Annotated in this window: 16 protein-coding genes and 1 tRNA gene; 8 read left to right on the top strand and 9 right to left on the bottom strand. The window is 64.9% G+C overall.

From position 1 onward, the window contains the following. The first annotated feature begins 31 nt into the window (after positions 1–31). The 5 genes from FJ527_RS24550 (at position 32) to FJ527_RS24530 (ending at position 3,641) form a co-directional block, all read left to right on the top strand. Positions 32–739, top strand: coding sequence for a DUF1045 domain-containing protein (locus FJ527_RS24550; RefSeq protein WP_015314551.1), 708 nt, complete (start codon positions 32–34; stop codon positions 737–739). A 36-nt stretch (positions 740–775) separates the two neighbouring features. Continuing rightward, a complete protein-coding gene (locus FJ527_RS24545; RefSeq protein ID WP_140824240.1) occupies positions 776–1,915 on the top strand; it encodes an alpha-D-ribose 1-methylphosphonate 5-triphosphate diphosphatase in 1,140 nt (379 codons plus the stop codon). After that, positions 1,912–2,541, top strand: a complete 630-nt coding sequence (gene phnN / locus FJ527_RS24540) for a phosphonate metabolism protein/1,5-bisphosphokinase (PRPP-forming) PhnN (RefSeq protein ID WP_181166462.1) — start codon at positions 1,912–1,914, stop codon at positions 2,539–2,541. The genes FJ527_RS24545 and phnN overlap by 4 nt, the downstream gene beginning before the upstream one ends. Positions 2,542–2,673: 132 nt before the next feature. Continuing rightward, positions 2,674–3,429 carry a COG4280 domain-containing protein gene (locus FJ527_RS24535; RefSeq protein ID WP_015314548.1) on the top strand — a complete coding sequence of 252 codons (756 nt, stop codon included), beginning with the start codon at positions 2,674–2,676 and terminating at the stop codon, positions 3,427–3,429. Next, positions 3,426–3,641, top strand: coding sequence for a hypothetical protein (locus FJ527_RS24530; RefSeq protein ID WP_140824239.1), 216 nt, complete (start codon positions 3,426–3,428; stop codon positions 3,639–3,641). The genes FJ527_RS24535 and FJ527_RS24530 overlap by 4 nt, the downstream gene beginning before the upstream one ends. A 100-nt stretch (positions 3,642–3,741) precedes the next feature. Here the strand turns inward: FJ527_RS24530 and FJ527_RS24525 are convergent, their stop codons facing one another. From FJ527_RS24525 to FJ527_RS24515, 3 genes are all read right to left on the bottom strand, one after another. Beyond that, positions 3,742–4,737, bottom strand: a complete 996-nt coding sequence (locus FJ527_RS24525) for an ABC transporter permease (protein ID WP_015314546.1) — start codon at positions 4,735–4,737, stop codon at positions 3,742–3,744. Between the two features lie 12 nt (positions 4,738–4,749). Then, positions 4,750–6,294 carry a sugar ABC transporter ATP-binding protein gene (locus FJ527_RS24520; protein ID WP_140824255.1) on the bottom strand — a complete coding sequence of 515 codons (1,545 nt, stop codon included), beginning with the start codon at positions 6,292–6,294 and terminating at the stop codon, positions 4,750–4,752. A 120-nt stretch (positions 6,295–6,414) separates the two neighbouring features. Beyond that, positions 6,415–7,377, bottom strand: a complete 963-nt coding sequence (locus FJ527_RS24515; protein WP_015314544.1) for a sugar-binding protein — start codon at positions 7,375–7,377, stop codon at positions 6,415–6,417. A 614-nt stretch (positions 7,378–7,991) separates the two neighbouring features. Here FJ527_RS24515 and FJ527_RS24510 point away from each other — a divergent pair. Then, a complete protein-coding gene (locus FJ527_RS24510; protein ID WP_181166461.1) occupies positions 7,992–9,104 on the top strand; it encodes a LacI family DNA-binding transcriptional regulator in 1,113 nt (370 codons plus the stop codon). A gap of 109 nt (positions 9,105–9,213) precedes the next feature. After that, positions 9,214–10,014 (top strand): class I SAM-dependent methyltransferase, encoded by an 801-nt coding sequence (locus tag FJ527_RS24505; protein ID WP_140824238.1) that lies wholly within the window; start codon positions 9,214–9,216, stop codon positions 10,012–10,014. Positions 10,015–10,047: 33 nt separating this feature from the next. Here the strand turns inward: FJ527_RS24505 and FJ527_RS24500 are convergent, their stop codons facing one another. The 6 genes from FJ527_RS24500 to FJ527_RS24475 form a co-directional block, all read right to left on the bottom strand. After that, the gene (locus tag FJ527_RS24500; RefSeq protein ID WP_015314541.1) at positions 10,048–10,533 is read right to left on the bottom strand and encodes an SRPBCC family protein; all 486 of its coding nucleotides are present in this window, start codon (positions 10,531–10,533) and stop codon (positions 10,048–10,050) included. A gap of 2 nt (positions 10,534–10,535) precedes the next feature. Then, positions 10,536–10,847 carry a metalloregulator ArsR/SmtB family transcription factor gene (locus FJ527_RS24495; protein WP_015314540.1) on the bottom strand — a complete coding sequence of 104 codons (312 nt, stop codon included), beginning with the start codon at positions 10,845–10,847 and terminating at the stop codon, positions 10,536–10,538. 161 nt (positions 10,848–11,008) lie between these two features. Further along, positions 11,009–11,767 carry an SDR family NAD(P)-dependent oxidoreductase gene (locus FJ527_RS24490; protein WP_140615345.1) on the bottom strand — a complete coding sequence of 253 codons (759 nt, stop codon included), beginning with the start codon at positions 11,765–11,767 and terminating at the stop codon, positions 11,009–11,011. 94 nt (positions 11,768–11,861) lie between these two features. Next, positions 11,862–11,938 (bottom strand) — tRNA-Arg (locus FJ527_RS24485). Between the two features lie 229 nt (positions 11,939–12,167). Next, positions 12,168–13,091 (bottom strand): DUF1003 domain-containing protein, encoded by a 924-nt coding sequence (locus tag FJ527_RS24480; protein ID WP_140824237.1) that lies wholly within the window; start codon positions 13,089–13,091, stop codon positions 12,168–12,170. Between the two features lie 253 nt (positions 13,092–13,344). Beyond that, complete coding sequence (locus tag FJ527_RS24475) at positions 13,345–14,238, bottom strand: D-alanyl-D-alanine carboxypeptidase family protein (protein WP_140824236.1); 894 nt, start codon at positions 14,236–14,238, stop codon at positions 13,345–13,347. 258 nt (positions 14,239–14,496) lie between these two features. Here FJ527_RS24475 and FJ527_RS24470 point away from each other — a divergent pair, with 258 nt between their 5' ends. Next, entirely contained in the window at positions 14,497–16,308 is a 1,812-nt protein-coding gene (locus FJ527_RS24470) for a methyl-accepting chemotaxis protein (RefSeq protein WP_181166460.1), read from the top strand. Positions 16,309–16,393: the final 85 nt, after the last annotated feature.

Below are 16,393 nucleotides of genomic sequence, written 5' to 3'. Positions count from 1 at the left end.
CCTATGGCAACGGTTCTGACGAGGACTTCCCATGCGTTATGCCATTTATTTCACCCCCCGGCAGGACGAGCCGCTGGCGCGCATCGCCGCCGACTGGCTGGGCCGCGATCCGTTCGGTGCCGCGACCAGGCCGGTTGAGGCCGTTGCCGATCTGTCGGCGGCGGAAGTGGCCTTCCACACCGCCTCGGCACGCCGCTACGGCTTTCACGCGACGCTGAAGGCGCCCTTCCACCTGGCTGCCACGGAGACCGAGACCTCGCTGCGCGCGGCGCTGGATCATTTTGCCGAGGTTACGCCTGTCGTCACGATCCCGCGCCTTATCGTCAGCCAGATCGACAGCTTCTTCGCGCTGGTGCCGGAAGGGCCGCTGCCGCCGCTCAACCGCTTCGCCGACAATGTGGTACGCGATTTCGACCGGTTTCGCGCACCGCTGTCAGAGGCCGAGATCGAGCGGCGCAGCCCGGATTCGCTGAAGCCGGCCGAGTTTCGCAATCTCTGCCAATGGGGCTATCCCTATGTCTTCGAGACCTTCCGCTTCCACATGACCCTGTCCGGCCGGGCCGGCCCACAGGAAAGCCCTCGCCTGCGCGCCGCGATCGACAGCCTGTTCGCCGATGTGTTGCGCCAGCCCGTGCTCGTGGACGCGCTGACATTGTTCGTCGAACCCGAGCCGGGGGCGCCATTCATGGTGCTTTCCCAGCACGCGCTCGGACGCCGCCCGGCCCGGAAAACCGCCTGAACGAAACCCGACTGCAAGAACCAAGGACTACCCGCAATGACCGCCGAAACTGTTCTTTCCAACGCCCGCATCGTTCTTGCCGACGAGATCGTCGAAGGCTCACTGGTGCTGCGCGATGGCTTGATCGCCGGCATCGATGCCGGTGCTGCCCGGACCGGCGAGGACATGGGCGGCGACTTTATCATTCCAGGGCTGGTCGAACTCCACACCGACCATCTCGAGGGCCATTATGCGCCGCGGCCGAAAGTGCGCTGGAACCCGATCGCCGCGGTGCTCGCCCATGACGCGCAGGTGGCGACCGCCGGCATCACGACCGTGCTAGATGCCTTGCGCGTCGGCATGGACGAGGACGCCGACCTGACATTGGACGACATCCGCAAGCTGGCCGATGCGATCGAGGACAGCGTCGCGCGGGATCGTCTGCGGGCCGATCACTTCCTGCATCTTCGCTGCGAGGTTTCAGCGCCGGATTGCCTCAACGCATTCGCCAATTTCGACGGTGACGAACGGGTCAAGCTGGCGTCGCTGATGGACCACGCGCCGGGCCAGCGCCAGTTCGTCAACCTTGAAACCTATGCCTACTACTACCAGCGCAAGCTGAAACTCTCGGATCGCGATTTCCAGAAATTCTGCGAGAAGCGGATGGACGAATCGGCACGCAACTCCGGGCCGAACCGCGTCTTCATCGCCGCCGCCTGCCAGGAGCGCGGCATCGTGCTCGCCAGCCATGACGATGCGACGTCCGCTCATGTCGACGAGGCCATCGAGCAGGGCGTGCGGGTCGCCGAGTTCCCGACCACCGAGGAAGCGGCGCGGGCCTCGAAGGCCGCCGGGCTCGGCGTGCTGATGGGCGCGCCGAATGTCATGCGCGGCGCCTCGCATTCGGGCAATGTCTCGGCACGCACCTTGGCCAGCGATGGCCTGCTCGACATCCTGTCGTCCGACTACATTCCCTTCAGCCTGATCCAGTCGGCCTTCTTCCTGGGCGACATGGTGGAAGGCATTTCGCTGCCGCAGGCCGTCGCCATGGTTTCCAAAAACCCGGCGCAGGCAGTCGGCCTCGACGACCGCGGCGTCATCGAGCAGGGTCGTCGCGCCGATCTGGTGCGCGTGCGCGTCGACGATCATGTTCCGGTCGTGCGCACCGTCTGGCGGCAGGGGCGCCGGGTGGCATGATGGTGTCGGCCTCGATCGAGCGCGAACTGTCCGCCGAAACCTTTCCGATCCGTCACGGCGTCTTTGTCGCTGTCGTGGGCCCCAGCGGTGCCGGCAAGGACACGGTGATCGGCTATGCCAAGGCGCTGTTTGCCGACGAGACGCAGCTGGAGTTCGTGCGCCGCGTCATCACCAGGCCGAGCGATGCGGCGAGCGAAGACCACGATACGCTGGCCGACGCCGCCTTCGCCGAGGCCGATGCCGACGGCGCTTTCGCCATCTCCTGGGAAGCGCATGGCCTGCGCTATGGCCTGCCTGCCGATGTCGACTGGTCTGTTTCCAATGGACATGTCGCCGTCGCCAACGTGTCGCGCGCGATCATCCCCACCTTGCGCGAGCGCTATGCCAATCTGGCGATCGTCGAGATCACCGCTTCGCCCGAGGTGCTGGCCGAGCGGCTGGCGATGCGCGGCCGCGAGTCGCGCGGCGAGGTGCTGGCGCGGCTGGCGCGCAGCGCCAATATGAGCTTGTCCGGCCCTGGCGTCACGTCGATCGACAACAGCGGTCCGCGCGAAGTGGCCGGCGAGCGTTTCGCCGAAGTGCTGCGCAAGGCCATGGCGTTTTCCGACATGTCGGGCCTGATCTGATCCGGACTTGTTTCACCCGCCTGCTTGCGCTGTCGCTGGAAATGCTCCGGGCTGCTGGCCGCATAGGGTGATTCTGGATTACGCTCCGGGAATTCGCCCCAGGAATCAGGGGCGAGCCAGACAGGAAGCTTCATGCAGACACTGACACCCATCCTCTCGACAGTCACGGCGGCATTTCTCGCCTCCCTGGTCGAGGTCGTCGAAGCTTTCACCATCGTGCTCGCGGTGGGGGTGACACGCAGCTGGCGCCCGGCATTGACCGGCGCCGCGCTGGCGCTGGCGGTGCTGGCGGCCCTGGTGCTGGCCTTCGGCCCGCTGCTGGCGCTGGTCCCGATCACCACCCTGCAGTTCGTCGTCGGGGTGCTGCTCATCCTGTTTGGCATGCGCTGGCTGCGAAAAGCCATCCTGCGCAGCGTCGGCGTCATTGCCCTGCATGACGAGGAAGCGGCCTTCGCCAAGGAAACCGCGGCCCTGCACCGGCAGGCCGCCGACCGGCGCGCCGACTACCTCGCCGGGCTGGCCTCGTTCAAGGCGGTGCTGCTCGAGGGTGTCGAGGTGGTGTTCATCGTCATTGCCGTCGGCGCCGCGCATGGGCAGACATTTTACGCCAGCATGGGTGCGCTGGCGGCTTTCGTCCTGGTGATGCTTGTCGGCCTGGCCGTCCACCGGCCGCTGGCGCGCGTGCCCGAGAATGCGCTCAAATTCGTGGTCGGGCTGATGCTGACCAGCTTTGGTATCTTCTGGACCGGCGAAGGCATCGGCGCCGATTGGCCTGGCGCCGATCTTGCCCTGCTGGCCATCTTCGCCATCGTCGCGCTAGCGTCCTTCGCCATGGTGCGCTGGCTGCGCGGCATCAGTCCAACGGCAGCCGGAGGGCTCGCCCGATGAACGTCCTTCGTCTCGTTGCCAGGGAAGTCTTCGGCATGTTCGTCGATGACGGCAATCTGGCGCTGCTGGCGCTGGTCCTGGTGGCCGCCGTGACCGCGGCGGTGAAGTTGCTCGCGCTGCCGCCGCTGCTTGGCGGCGGGCTGCTGCTGGTCGGCTGCCTTGCCATCCTGTTGCAAAGCGTTCGCCGCGCCGCGCGCCAGGGCGGCAGGTAATTTCAGTCAAGCCGCATGGCTGATAACCAGAGGGTGGCCGCGAAAGGCACGCCACCCCGTCAGCTCCCAGCACCGGTAAGCTATTTCTGCCGGGAGGAACCTATTCGGCGGCGGCGCCGACCGCGCCCTTACGGGCGGCATCGACCATCCGCCGGCGCGCCCGGAACACACCCCATTGCTGGTCGACCAGCACGCCGATGAGGATGACGCCACCCATCACCGCGAAGTTGAGGGAGGAGGGAATGCCGAGCAGGTTGACGAGGTTCTGCAGTTCCTGCAGCAGCACCGTGCCGAGGATGACGCCGATCAGCGAGCCCTCGCCGCCGCGCAGAGAGAAGCCGCCAAGCACCGCGGCCGCAATGGCGTAGAGCTCGTAGAACTGGCCGTGGCTGGCCGGCGAGATCGAGCGCGTGTACATGGCGAAATAGATCGCCGACAGCGCGGTAAGCACGCCGCAGATGACGTAAGCCGCCATGACGACGCGGCCGGTGCGAATGCCGGAATATTTTGCCGCTTCCTCGTTCTTGCCGATGGCGTAGAGATAGCGCCCGAACACCGAGCGGTGCAGCACCACCCACATGACGATGGCGATGACGATCAGCGCGAAGAAGGAGTTCGGCACGCCCCAGGAGCGGCCGGCGGTCAGGAATTCGAGATCGGGAAAATTCTGCCCGAAGGCGAAACCGGCGGTGCCGTCGGCGGTGTAGAAGCGCGCGACGCCGCGATAGATCAAAAGCCCGCACAAGGTGACCACGAAGGGCTGCAGCTTGAGCCGCGTGATCAGCCAGCCATGTGCCAGGCCGATGATGGCGCCGAGCACCAGGATGAGCACGAAGGCAACAGGCCATCCCATGCCGCGCACGGCGATGAAGTCGATGAACAGCGTCCCCAGCAACGCGACAACGGAGCCGACGGACAGTTCGATGCCGCCGGTGATGATGACGAACGCTTGGCCGATGGAGAGGATGCCGAACAGGCCGATCAGGTTCGAGGTGTTGGCGAGGTTGATCGGCAAGAGGAAGCGCGGATTGATGATGGCGACGATCGCCCCGACCACCAGGATCAGGATCAGCAGGCCGAGATCTTTCTTTGTCATCGTCGTCTCCGCTTACGGCCTGTTCGCCTGTTTGCCCACCGCGAGCAAAAGCACGTTTTCCTGGCTGAACTGATCCTTGTCGAGAATGCCCGAGATCTGGCCCTCATGCATGACGGCGATGCGATCGGAGACGCCGATCACCTCTTCCATGTCGGAAGAGATCATCAGCACGGCGACGCCGGCGTCGGCCAATGCCCGCATCAGCCCGTAGATCTCGGCCTTGGCGCCGATATCGATGCCGCGCGTCGGCTCGTCGAGGATCATCACCTTCGGGTTCATGGCCAGCCATTTGCCGAGCACGACCTTCTGCTGGTTGCCTCCCGACAGCGTGCCGGTGCGCGTCTGCACGGAGGGCGCCTTGATGCCGAGGTTTTTCTTCTGCTTCTCGGCGGTGGCGGTCTCGGCGCTTGCGGAGACCAGCGAGCGCCTGGCATGCGCCGGCAGATTGGGGAGTGAAATATTCTGCGCGATCGACAGGTCGAGCAGGATGCCGGTCAGCTTGCGGTCTTCCGGCACAAGGAAGATGCCTTGCGCGACTGCGTCCGCCGCGCTGGCCAGCGTTAACGGCTTGCCGTTGAGCTCCAGCGTGCCGCCAAGGCTGGCTTCGATGCCGAAGAACACCCGCGCCAGTTCGGTTCGGCCGGAGCCGACAAGGCCGGCAAGGCCGAGGATTTCGCCGCGCCTGACGTCGAGATCGACCGGCCGGCTGGGGTAGGTGGGGGTGCGGACGGCCTTGGCCGCAAGCGCCACGGCGCCGGGCGCACGCGCCGCCTCGGAGGCCTTCTCGCGCTCCTTCAGCATGCGGCCGATCATCAGCTTGACCATCTGGTCGTGATTGATGTCGCGCTTGCCGAGCGTCCCGGCCAGCATGCCGTCGCGCAGCACCACAACGCGGTCGGCGACGCGCTCGATCTCATGCAGGCGGTGCGAGATGAAGATGACGCTGATGCCGTCGGCCTTCAGTGCCTTGATGACGTCGAGCAGCTTGTCGGTCTCGGCCAGCGGCAGGCTCGATGTCGGCTCGTCGAGGATCACCAGCCTCGCCTTGATCGACAGCGCCTTGGCGATCTCGACCATCTGCTGCTGCGCCAGCGACAGATCTGCGACCTGCGTGTCGGCGGAGAAGTTGGCGCCGACGCGCTTCAGCAGCGGCGCCACCATGTCGCGCAGTTTCGCGCGGTCGACCAGTCTCAGCTGTCCGGCGCGCAGCGGCTCGCGGCCGAAGAAGATGTTGGCGGCGACGTCGAGGTTTTCGAAGAGGTTGAGTTCCTGGTGGACGAAGGCGATGCCCGAACCCAGGCTCCCCTCCACGCTCAGGCCTTTGTGGGCGGCGCCGTCGACCGTGATGGCGCCGCTATCGGGCGTGGTAACGCCGCCGAGGATCTTCATCAGCGTCGATTTGCCGGCGCCATTCTCGCCGACCAGGCCGATGACCTCGCCCGGCCTGACCTCCATGGAAAACCCGTCGAGCGCCACGACGCCCGGATAGGTCTTGCGCACGTTCTCGAGGCTGAGAAACGGGGTGGTCGCCGCGATGGATGTGTCGGAATAATTCATCATGCCTGACAGCAGCCGGTGGGCCGAAATGCCCATTCTGCAGACTGACGACCCCGGCAGGGTTCGTCAATGCGAACAGCCGGCTCAAGCGAAGTTGAGCCGGCTGAACTGCTTCTGGTCTTAGTTTCCAGCCATCGCCTTGAGATTGGCGGCGTAAGCGTCGACGTCATCCTTGCCGATGATCTTGGTCGGGATGATGATCAAATTGCCGGCCGGGATGCCCGACTTGTCACCCTTGAGATAGGCGGCCATCAGCTTCATGCCCTGATAGGCCCATTCGAAGGGCTGCTGCACGACGGTGGCGGCAATGGTGCCTTCCTTGACGCCGCCCAGCGTGATCGGATCGTCGTCGAAGCCGACGACGGTGATCGAGCCAAGCTTGCCGGCATCGCGCAGCGCTTCATAGATGCGTGGCGTGTTGTAGGAGTAGAAGCCGACCATGCAGGTGACGTCGGGGCTGGCGACCAGCGCGTCCTCGACATTCTTCTTGGCACGCGCCTGGTCGATGTCGTCACCGCGCACGTCGACGAGTTCGATCTTGGTGCCGGCGAGGCCGTCCTTCATGCCCTGGATGCGCTCCTTGGCATTGTCGGCGCCAAGCAGGCCGACGAAGCCCAGGCACTTGCCGCCGTCCGGCATCGCCTTCTTGGCGATTTCGGCAGCCTGCTTGCCGGCGTCGACATTGGACGAGCCGATATAGGCCACACGCTTGGTCTGCGGCGCGTCGCTATCGGTGGTGAACAGCGCCGTTTGCGAAGCGATCTTGTTCAGGCCATCGGTAGAGGTCTTGGGATCTACGGCCGAGACCATGATGCCCTTGACGCCGGCGGTCACCAGATCGTCCATCAGCCGCTGCTGGATGGCGACCGAGGATTGTTCGGGATATTTGAGTTCGAGCGTGTAGTCGGGCAGTTCGCCCTGCGCCTTCTTGACGCCGGCTTCGGCTGCCTTCCAGAAATCGGAAGCGCCGTTGACGACGAAGGCCAGCGTCGGCTTGTCGTCGGCGCGCGCGATTGCCGTCGCCGTCAGGCCAACAGCCAGGGCCGCGGCGGCCACGGATGCATTGCGTATCAAGGATTTCATGTTCAACCTCCCGTTTTGGTCAGTCGTAGGGCTGACCGGACTTGCTCACTGGATTGTCTTGCACACTAAATTTGTCTTGCTCACCTGAATTGCCGTCTGCGGCGTGGACGCCCTCCTCCTCAAGGGGTTCCCGGCAGTGAAAGAATGGCGTCGTTACCAGCCACGGCCACGGACTTTAGAGACTCATTCCTCGTTCGTAAATAGTCCGATTTGTCTGACATATCACATATCTGAGACATGGTTTGCGGAAGTCATATCCGCTCCCCATCGGGCCATTCACAGACACTTCCATCGCAGCCGGACCAATGGGGCCGGAGGCGATGGATTGACGGTATAGCGCATCCTTGTATTAGTAAACACTATTAGCAAACGACCGTTCCGGTGGCGCTCTGGTGTCACGGCCGAATCGGTTTGCCGACGCGGTGATGGCTGATCCCACGCAGCGGGGGCTTTGCGACCTCTGGTTTTGCGAGGGCTCGAGCCTGTATGGCGGGAGTGGGCCTAAGGATGGTAATAGTTATTAGTTCGGTCGATGCGCATGTGAATCGGAAGCGTCGCCTCATCTTGTCGGCCCGGCGGGCTACAGCTAGACAGGCTGGGAATTTGGGGGCGGCATGAGCGAGACGACGGACCAGGCCATCAGGAAGCGCCGCAAGGCGGCGGCAAAGCCCAAGGGCCGCGTCACCATGACCGACATCGCACGCGCCGCCGGCTGCTCGCAGGCGACGGTTTCCTTCGTGCTCAACAATTCACCTGGCATTCGCCTGTCGCGGCAGACGCGGGAGCGGGTAATCGAGGCGGCGCGCGCGCTCGGCTACAGCGCCCCCGCCTTCTCCGCGCTGAAGCCCGTTGCGGCTTTTGATGGCCCGGCCTTCGAGGGACTTGACGGCGTGATCGGCTTCGCCGTCGACCAGCTCGCCACCAGCCCGGAAGCGGTGGTCGCCATCGAAGGCGCGCGCCAGGCCTCGTGGAATGCCGGCAACGTGCTTCTGGTGGCGCAGACCATGGGCGACGCCGTGATGGAGCCGCGCGCCATCTCGGCGCTGACCAGGCGCGGCATTTCGGCATTGATCTACATGACCATCTTCACCCGCGAAATCACGGCGCCCGATTTCCTCTACGGCCTCGACATCCCGGTCATCCTGCTCAACTGCTACACGGCGGACTATGCATTCCCCGCCGTGGTGCCCTCCGAAATCGCCGGCGGCCAGAGCTCGACGCGACACCTGATCAGCCACGGCCACCGCCGCATCGCCACCATCACGGGCGAACCCTGGATGCAGGCAGCACAGGACCGGCTGAAAGGCTACCGCCGCGCGCTCGCCACCGCCGACATCCCCTTCGACCCCGAACTGGTGGTCGAGGGCGACTGGTCGGCCAGCGCCGGCTACGCCGCGACAGTGAAGCTCTTGGCCCTGAAGGACCGCCCGACCGCCATCTTCTGCCAGAACGACCGCACCGCGATCGGCTGCTACGAAGCCCTGAAGGAAGCCGGCCTGCACATTCCCGCCGACATCTCGGTCGTTGGCTATGACGACGAGGAAATCGCCCGGCATTTGTTCCCGCCGCTGACGACGTCGATCCTTCCGCACATGGCCATGGGCCAATGGGCGATCGAGCAGCTGGAAGCGCCTGCGATAGTGGGGCGGGGGCGACATCCAATCACCAAGCTGGAATGCCCGCTGGTGGAGCGCGAGAGCGTGGCGGCATTCAAGGGTGTCGCATAAGAGCCGGACTTTTCCTCCCGCACTCGGAGGCAGGCGTCCGCCGTGCTCCCCTGCCTTGGCTTCATCCTGATAGAGGTCTAGCCTGCGCCCGCAGCCAAGGGAGGGGCATATGACGTCGAGTTTCACCGTTCATGACGCGTCCGGCTATGAGCAACTGATGGGCCGCTGGAGCCGAAAGCTCGCGCCCAGCTTCATCGGCTTCGCCGGGCTCGCCCCCAGCGAAAAGATCCTCGACGTCGGCTGCGGCACCGGCAGCCTGGCGTTCGAACTGGCGAAATCCGCCGACCTCGCGGCGATCGCGGCCATCGACTTTTCGCCTGTTTTCGTCGAGGCCGCAAAGCGACGCAACACCGATCCGCGCATCGAGATATCGCAGGCCGACGCCACCGCCTTGCCGTTCGCCGACAATGCGTTCGACCGCGCGTTGGCGCTGCTGGTGCTTCACTTCGTGCCGGAAGCCGGCAAGGCGGTTGCCGAAATGCGCCGGGTGACGCGGCCGGGCGGCGTGGTCGCGGCCGTGGTGTGGGACCATCTCGGCGGCATGGCGGGCATGCGCATGATGATCGACACGGTCGCCGCGCTCAGCGAGAGCGGGCGCCAGCTGCGCGGCCGCTATTGCTTCCAGCCGATGATGCAGCCCGGCGAAATGAAGCGGACCTTCATCGAGCAGGGGCTGGCCGACGTGACCGAAACCGAGCTGATGATCCGCATGGATTACCAGGACTTCGCCGATTACTGGGCGCCGATTTCAGCCGGCGAGGGCCCGCTCGGCAAATACGTGACCACGCTGGAGGCAGCCGAGCGCGAGCGCACCGAGGCTGCCGTCCGCGATGCCTATCAGGCCGGGCGACCGGACGGCCCGAGGTCGTTCGCCAATGTCGCCTGGGCGTGCAGGGGCGTGGCGCCCTGACCACCCAGGCGGCGAAGCGCCTTTGAACCGCGATCAGGCCTGCCGAGCAACCAGATCGGCATAGCGCTGCAGGTAAAGCGGCCAGCCCTGATCGCCGGCGACGCTGTCGCGCACACCTTCCCAGCCCTGGCCATGGCGCTCCAGGTTGCGGTGCTCGATCTCGACGCGGGTACGCCCAGCCGTTTCGGCGGTGAACCGCACTTCCCACTCGCTGGTCTTGGCCGGATCGGTCTCGATGCGCCATTGCGGGCTGATGTCCCAGCTCAGGAGCACGCGGTTGGGGGGCTCATAGGCCAGCACGCGCGCCCAGCGGCACTCGCTGCCGTCGACGCCGCGGTCATAGACGTGGCCGCCGACGCGAGGCTCGAACACCGTCTCGGCGATCTGGGCTGCAAGCAGGTTATGCTCGGGCGGTTTGAAACTGCCGAAATCCTCGGTGAAGACCTTGAAGGCGCGCTCGATCGGCGCCTCGACGACGACGGATTGTTTCACGGAGGCGATGGGGATCTGGGTGTTCATGGTCACTCCTCTGGTGGGGTCTCGACGGCCAGCTTGTAGGCCGCGAGCGTCTTGCTCCAGAACCGGTCGAGCCAGGCGCGCATCTGGCCCAGCCCGTGCGGATCGATGTGGTAGACGTTGCTGGCGCCCTTCGGCTCCGCGCGCACCAGCCGCGAGTCGCGAAGCACCTTGAGATGCTGCGACACCGCGGACTGCGACACGCTGACCTGCCGCGTGACCTCCGCCACCGAGCGCGGACGCTCCGCGATCAGCTCGAAAATCTGCCTTCGGGTCGGATCGCCCAGGGCGGCAAGCTGTGCGCTATCAACAGTCATGACTTATGATTAGTGCAGGCTGATGGTTGAGTCAAGTGACGGTGCCAGCGGCCAGGTGGCGGCGGGGAAATTTCTAACGAGAATAGAGGTTACACTTCATTACGGTGGAAGGAGTTGCGCCAAGGTGGAAATCCGCCAAGGCATGAGACTGGCCGCGCCGTCTATCCCTTGCGTTCTTCAAGGCTGTTGCCGCCATCGACCACCAGCAAGGCGCCGTTGATATAGCTGGCGCTCTCGGAAGCCAGGAACACGACCGCCGCCGCGACCTCGTCGGGCCGGCCGGCGCGGCCCGGCGGCGCATGCAGGGCCGCCATCCGCTCCGCCTCGCTCGACGCGCCGGTTTCGATCCAGCCGGGCGCGACGGCATTGGCGGTGACCCCGTGGCGCGCCGCTTCCAGCGCCAATGTCCGGGTCAGGCCGACCATGCCGGCCTTCGCCGCGGAATAGGCGGCGGTGCCCTGGTAGGAGACCAGCGGCCCGGTCACCGACGCGACGTTGACGATGCGCCCATACCCCGTTTCGACCATCGCCGGCAGAAACGCCCTGGTGACGAGAAACGCGGTCTTCAGGCTGGTCTCGATGCCCCGGTCCCACTCGGCCTCGCTCATCGCCAGGAACGTCTTGTCCACGGACGGCGACGCCAGCGATCCCATGCCGGCATTGTTGACCAGGATATCGACAGCGCCGACCTCGGCCCGCAGCCGCTCCACCTCCGTCGCGATGGTAAGATCGGCGACCGCGGCCGTGGCATCGACGCCATCGCCGCGAAGCTCGCCAGCGCGCTCCAGCACCCGCGCGCTGGCGCCGGTCAGGAAAACCGCATGCCCGGCCCGGCCAAACTGCCGCGCAATGGCAAAGCCGATGCCGTCAGCCGCGCCGGCGCCGGTGATCAGGACACGTCTGGTGGTGGTTGTGGCCAAGTCTGGCTCCAAAACCCGTTCGGGCCAAAAGTGTTACCCATGTCTCCGGTATAAACCGTAACCTATGTGTCCGGAACGGACCCCCTTGGAAGCATGGCGCACCCGACAGGATTCGAACCTGTGACCTCTGCCTTCGGAGGGCAGCGCTCTATCCAGCTGAGCTACGGGTGCTTTCAAGGCGAAGAGCCCGGAAAACGAACCAGCCGGCGAACCGGCAAGTCACGGCTTCTTAGCGGAAGCGGGCGCGGGCTTCAACGGGCAATTGGCGGCGTTGCGAACTTGGCTTGATGCGTCTGGGCCTCGCGTACGGCATCCTGCCCTTCGCAGGCTCAGGGCGTTCGAAGCTCGAAAGGCCAAGCAGTTGGCTTTTCGTCCGCTACACAGACCACTCCTCACCCCCTCACTGCTCTACCGGGCTCTTCACCGGCCGCCGCCCGCGCACCGCCCGCTTTGCCTTCTTGGCGCTCGCCAGCTCATGCATGGCATCGAGCTGCATCTGCTGCATCTCGGCCAGCCGCGTCCATTGCCGCGAGATGAGGTAGTCGAGCTTTTCGTGCAGGTGGCGGACTTCCAGTTCGGCCTTGAGGTTGACGCGGTAGTCGTTGAAGGAGCGCAGCCGATCCTTGGCCTCCGTCCGTCTCTGGCTCATCATGATGATCGGCGCCTGGACGGCGGCGATGCAGGAGAGCAGCAGGTTGAGCAGGATGAAGGGGTAGGGATCGAAGGCCCCCGCCATGCCGGCAATCAGGTTGATGCCGATCCACACCAGGAGCACACTGGCGAACGAGATCAGGAACCACCAGCTGCCGCCGAAGGCGGCCATGTTGTCGGAAACGCGGTCGGCGAAGGAGCGGTGTTCTTCGAACTCTTCTTCGCTGTTTTCCGAAATCGTGTCCTGCCGGGCGATCGATTCCACCACCTGGCGGTCGAGCTCGGAGAATTCGCCGTGCTCCTGCTGTAAGAGCTCCTCCATGTAGCGCATGCGGTAGCGGCCGAGCTCCTCGCGGCTGATGCGTGCGCCCTTGGGCAGGTCGGGGTGGTCCGAATGAATGCGGTCGGCGAGGCTCGGGCGCAGCGTGTCGATGCGCACAAGGTCGCGCTTGCGGAATTTGCGGCCCGAGATCGCCGACGGCTTTTTCTTCGGCTTTAGCCGCGACCCACCGGGGCCTGATGGCTCGGAATCCGGCACTTCGGGCGTGTCGAAATGCTCGTCGGAAACCTCGTGCAAATCCTCTTGCGTGGTCGGCGCCTCGAAATACTCGCCGCCGCTGTCGTTCTCATTGTCGGCCGACGTCTGCTCGGATGCCTTGGGAACGGTGCTCATGATGGGCTCCTGCGCTGCAAGTTAGGATACGCTGAGGCGACGGCGCTTATCCACTGTCGGATTCGCAGCCTATGCCACGTCTTCCGCACGATTGCGTGACAGTCGCAAGATGGTAGCCGGCTGCAAGGTTTTTACAGTGACCAAGGCACGACTTGGGTCGGCGTCCACCCAAGGGCGGACCGTGTCTTCACCGTTCATCGTTCACAAAGCCAGGCAATTGGCTTTTTGTCCGCTGCGCGGATCACGCCTCACTTCACTGCTGTTCGGCGAACATCAGCCTGGTCTTGGTGTCGGCCATGGTGGGCGACAGGCTGCGCTGGATCAGCGCTTCGACATGGTCGTTGCGCTGGCGGGCACTGTCGGCGCCCATCACCACCACGATCAGCTGGCGGCCGTCGGCATCGTAGGAGGTGACGATGTTGAAGCCGGAAGCCCTGATATAGCCTGTCTTGATGCCGTTCACGCCGCGCACGCGGCCGAGCATGTCATTATGGCCGCGCACCAGCCGGCCGCGAAACATGAAGTCGCTTTCGGAGAAATAATGGAAGTGCTGCGGGAAGCGCCGCTGCAGTGACATGCCGAGCACCGCCATGTCGTGGGCGGTCGTCATCTGGCCGTCGTCGGGCAGGCCCGATGCGTTGCGGAAGGTGGTGCTGTTCATGCCAAGCTGGCGCGCCTTGGATGTCATCATGGCGGCGAACTGGTCTTCAGAGCCGCCGAGATATTCGCCCACCGCCACGGCCACGTCATTGGCCGATTTGACGACGATGGCGCGGATGGCGGAATCGACGTCGATCGTCTCCCCGCGCCGGAAACGCATCTTGGTCGGCGGCTGCGAGGCGGCGTGGTCGGAAACCGGGATCTGCGTTTCCTTGGTGACGCGGCCGGTCTCCATCGCCTCGAACAGCAGATAGAGCGTCATCATCTTGGTCAGCGAGGCCGGATAACGCTGCGCCGTCGAATTGACCTCGAACAGCTGCTTGCCGCTCTTTCCATCGACGACGATGGCCGCGTATTTCTGCGGCGGCGCCGGCACGGCCAGAACGCTGTCGGGCGGAGCCGTGGTCGAGCAGCCGGCGATCAGGGCCGCCAGGGCCAGGACAGCCAGGATTTTCTGGAAGAGCGGAAAGAGACGCGGCAAGGACAAGGGCTGGACTGTTCTGGCGATGCTGTTGCTGAGATAAGGCGAAGCTAACGTAACGCGGCGGGTGCGTCCATTTGGTTAATGCCGGTTAGCCCCGGGAATGTCGAGTGCCGGCGCGACCTGTTTCCCCACCCGCCAAAGCGGGGAAGAGGAACCAGGCCTTGCCACCGCCCCGAAATCGCCCGTTTCCTGTCTTTCCTTGCCAAAGCAGCGTTTCCCGTGGGAAGGAGCGTGGCATCTGGCGGCAGGGGGGCTCGCAAAATGGCTGACATTGGGGCTGGCGCCGCGCCGTCATTGATCAGGGCGTCGCTCAGCCGCACCGGCAAATGGGCCGGCAGCATCGCCTTCATCGGCGGCGCCGTTTCCGACATCCTCAACCCGCTGGCGCCGTTCGCCGCCTATATCGCGCTGGCTGCCTCGATCGCGGCCGTCATCATCGCCATTGCCATCGTGCTCAGGCTCGTGCTGGCGGCCAAGGCGCTGCCGGCGCTGGTGTTCGCCACCAGTGCGGCGGCGGTTGCCGGCGGCGTCTACGCCGTGCAGAAGGAGACCAATTCGCAGAGCGGCATCATCGCCAGCCTGGTGCCGGCGATCGCGCAACTGCAGCAGTCGATGGGCATCGTCGCCGAAAAGGTGGCCAGGATCGAGCAGACGGTCACGCAAACCCAGAAGACCGTCGAAGAGGTCAAGAAATCGACCGACACGGTTGCCCAGAAAACCGATCAGATCGCCTCCGCCCAGCAGCAGCAAGCGGCCCAAGGCGCCGCGACGCAAAGGACCGTCGAAGCGGTCAAGCAAACCACCGAGACACTCGTGGGCGGCCAGCAGCAGCAAGTGGCCCAGGCCGAAAAGCTTCAGGCGACGACTGAGCAGATCGCCGCCTCGATCGACACGATAGCCAAGGGGTTTGCCACCTTGGCCGCGCAAGGCGGCGCCATCGCCGAGCCGAAGCGGCCGGACGAGTTCTACCACAATGCCCGCGTCTACGAGCTCTCGGGCGACATGCTCAACGCGCGGCGCTCCTACCTCGCCTTTGCCGGCTTCGATGTCGACGCCATCGACCCCTATACGCGCTTTGCCACACTTCTGCGGGTCCAGGATGGCAAGGCCGGCGCCCGCGAGGTGTTCGGCCAGCTCGCGGAGAAAGCCAAGGCGCCATCGATCAAGCTCGTCCACCTGCTGCAGTTCGACGATACCCAGCGGCTCGACAAGCTCAACGCCTTCATCGCGGCCAATCCGGACTATGCGCCGGCCTATTTCCTGTTGGCGCAGGAGTTCTCGGAGGATCGGCTCGGCAGCCAGACGCTGGCCGATAAGCGCAGCGAAGCCCAGGCGCTGACCAAGTTCGTCTCTTACGAGAAGGATGGCGGGCTGCTCGGATATTTCGTCGACCAGACCCAGCTTGCCGACTGGCTGGACCGCGGCCGCAGCCGGCTGGCGGCCCTTGGCGACGTGCTCGACCCCGCCCGCTTCGCGCCGTCGCTGACGCCGATGCGTTCCAACCAGGGCTGGTCGATGACCATTTCGCTGCCCGAGCCGGCGACCGCGATATCCTGGCGTCTTGGCGGCACCGGCCCCTTCACCGACACCGGCTTGCTGGCGCTCAACGACCAGCGAACCGGCAAGCCGATGCCCAATCCGAGCTTCGAATTGCCCGACAGCACGGCGCAGACCACGATCGCGATCAAATATCTCGACATCAGGGGGCGCGAGACTGGCCCGTTCGACATAGGCTTCGACCCGGATGCCGCCCTGCAACAGGGCAACAAGCAGATCCTCGACCAGTTCTGGACCTCATGGATCGCCTTCGACGCCAGCGGCAATCATGGGCTGGTCTATTTCACGCAGATGCTGTCCTACCGCTGCGCCATCAAGGAAGTGCATTACAGCCTGAATGGTGCCGCGCTCGACAAGACCCTTCCCATGCCGCCCTGCAATGCCAGGGATCCCTACGCCATCCCCGATGATTTCCAGCCCTATTTCAAGGTCGCCGAAGGCGTGACCTCGATGTCGGTGCAGGTGACCTATACCGACGGGACGAAATCGCCGGTGCGGGACTACAAGCGGCAATAGAGCTCGCATTTTCCGACGACGGCGAGCGCAAAACCGATGCAAAATACGCGCCCGCGCGCTTGCGCGGTGCGCCGAACGGGTTCTT

This window comes from Mesorhizobium sp. B2-4-18 (genome assembly GCF_006441385.1).
In the GTDB taxonomy this organism is placed as follows: domain Bacteria; phylum Pseudomonadota; class Alphaproteobacteria; order Rhizobiales; family Rhizobiaceae; genus Mesorhizobium; species Mesorhizobium australicum.
This window is presented reverse-complemented; position numbering and strand designations above follow the sequence as displayed.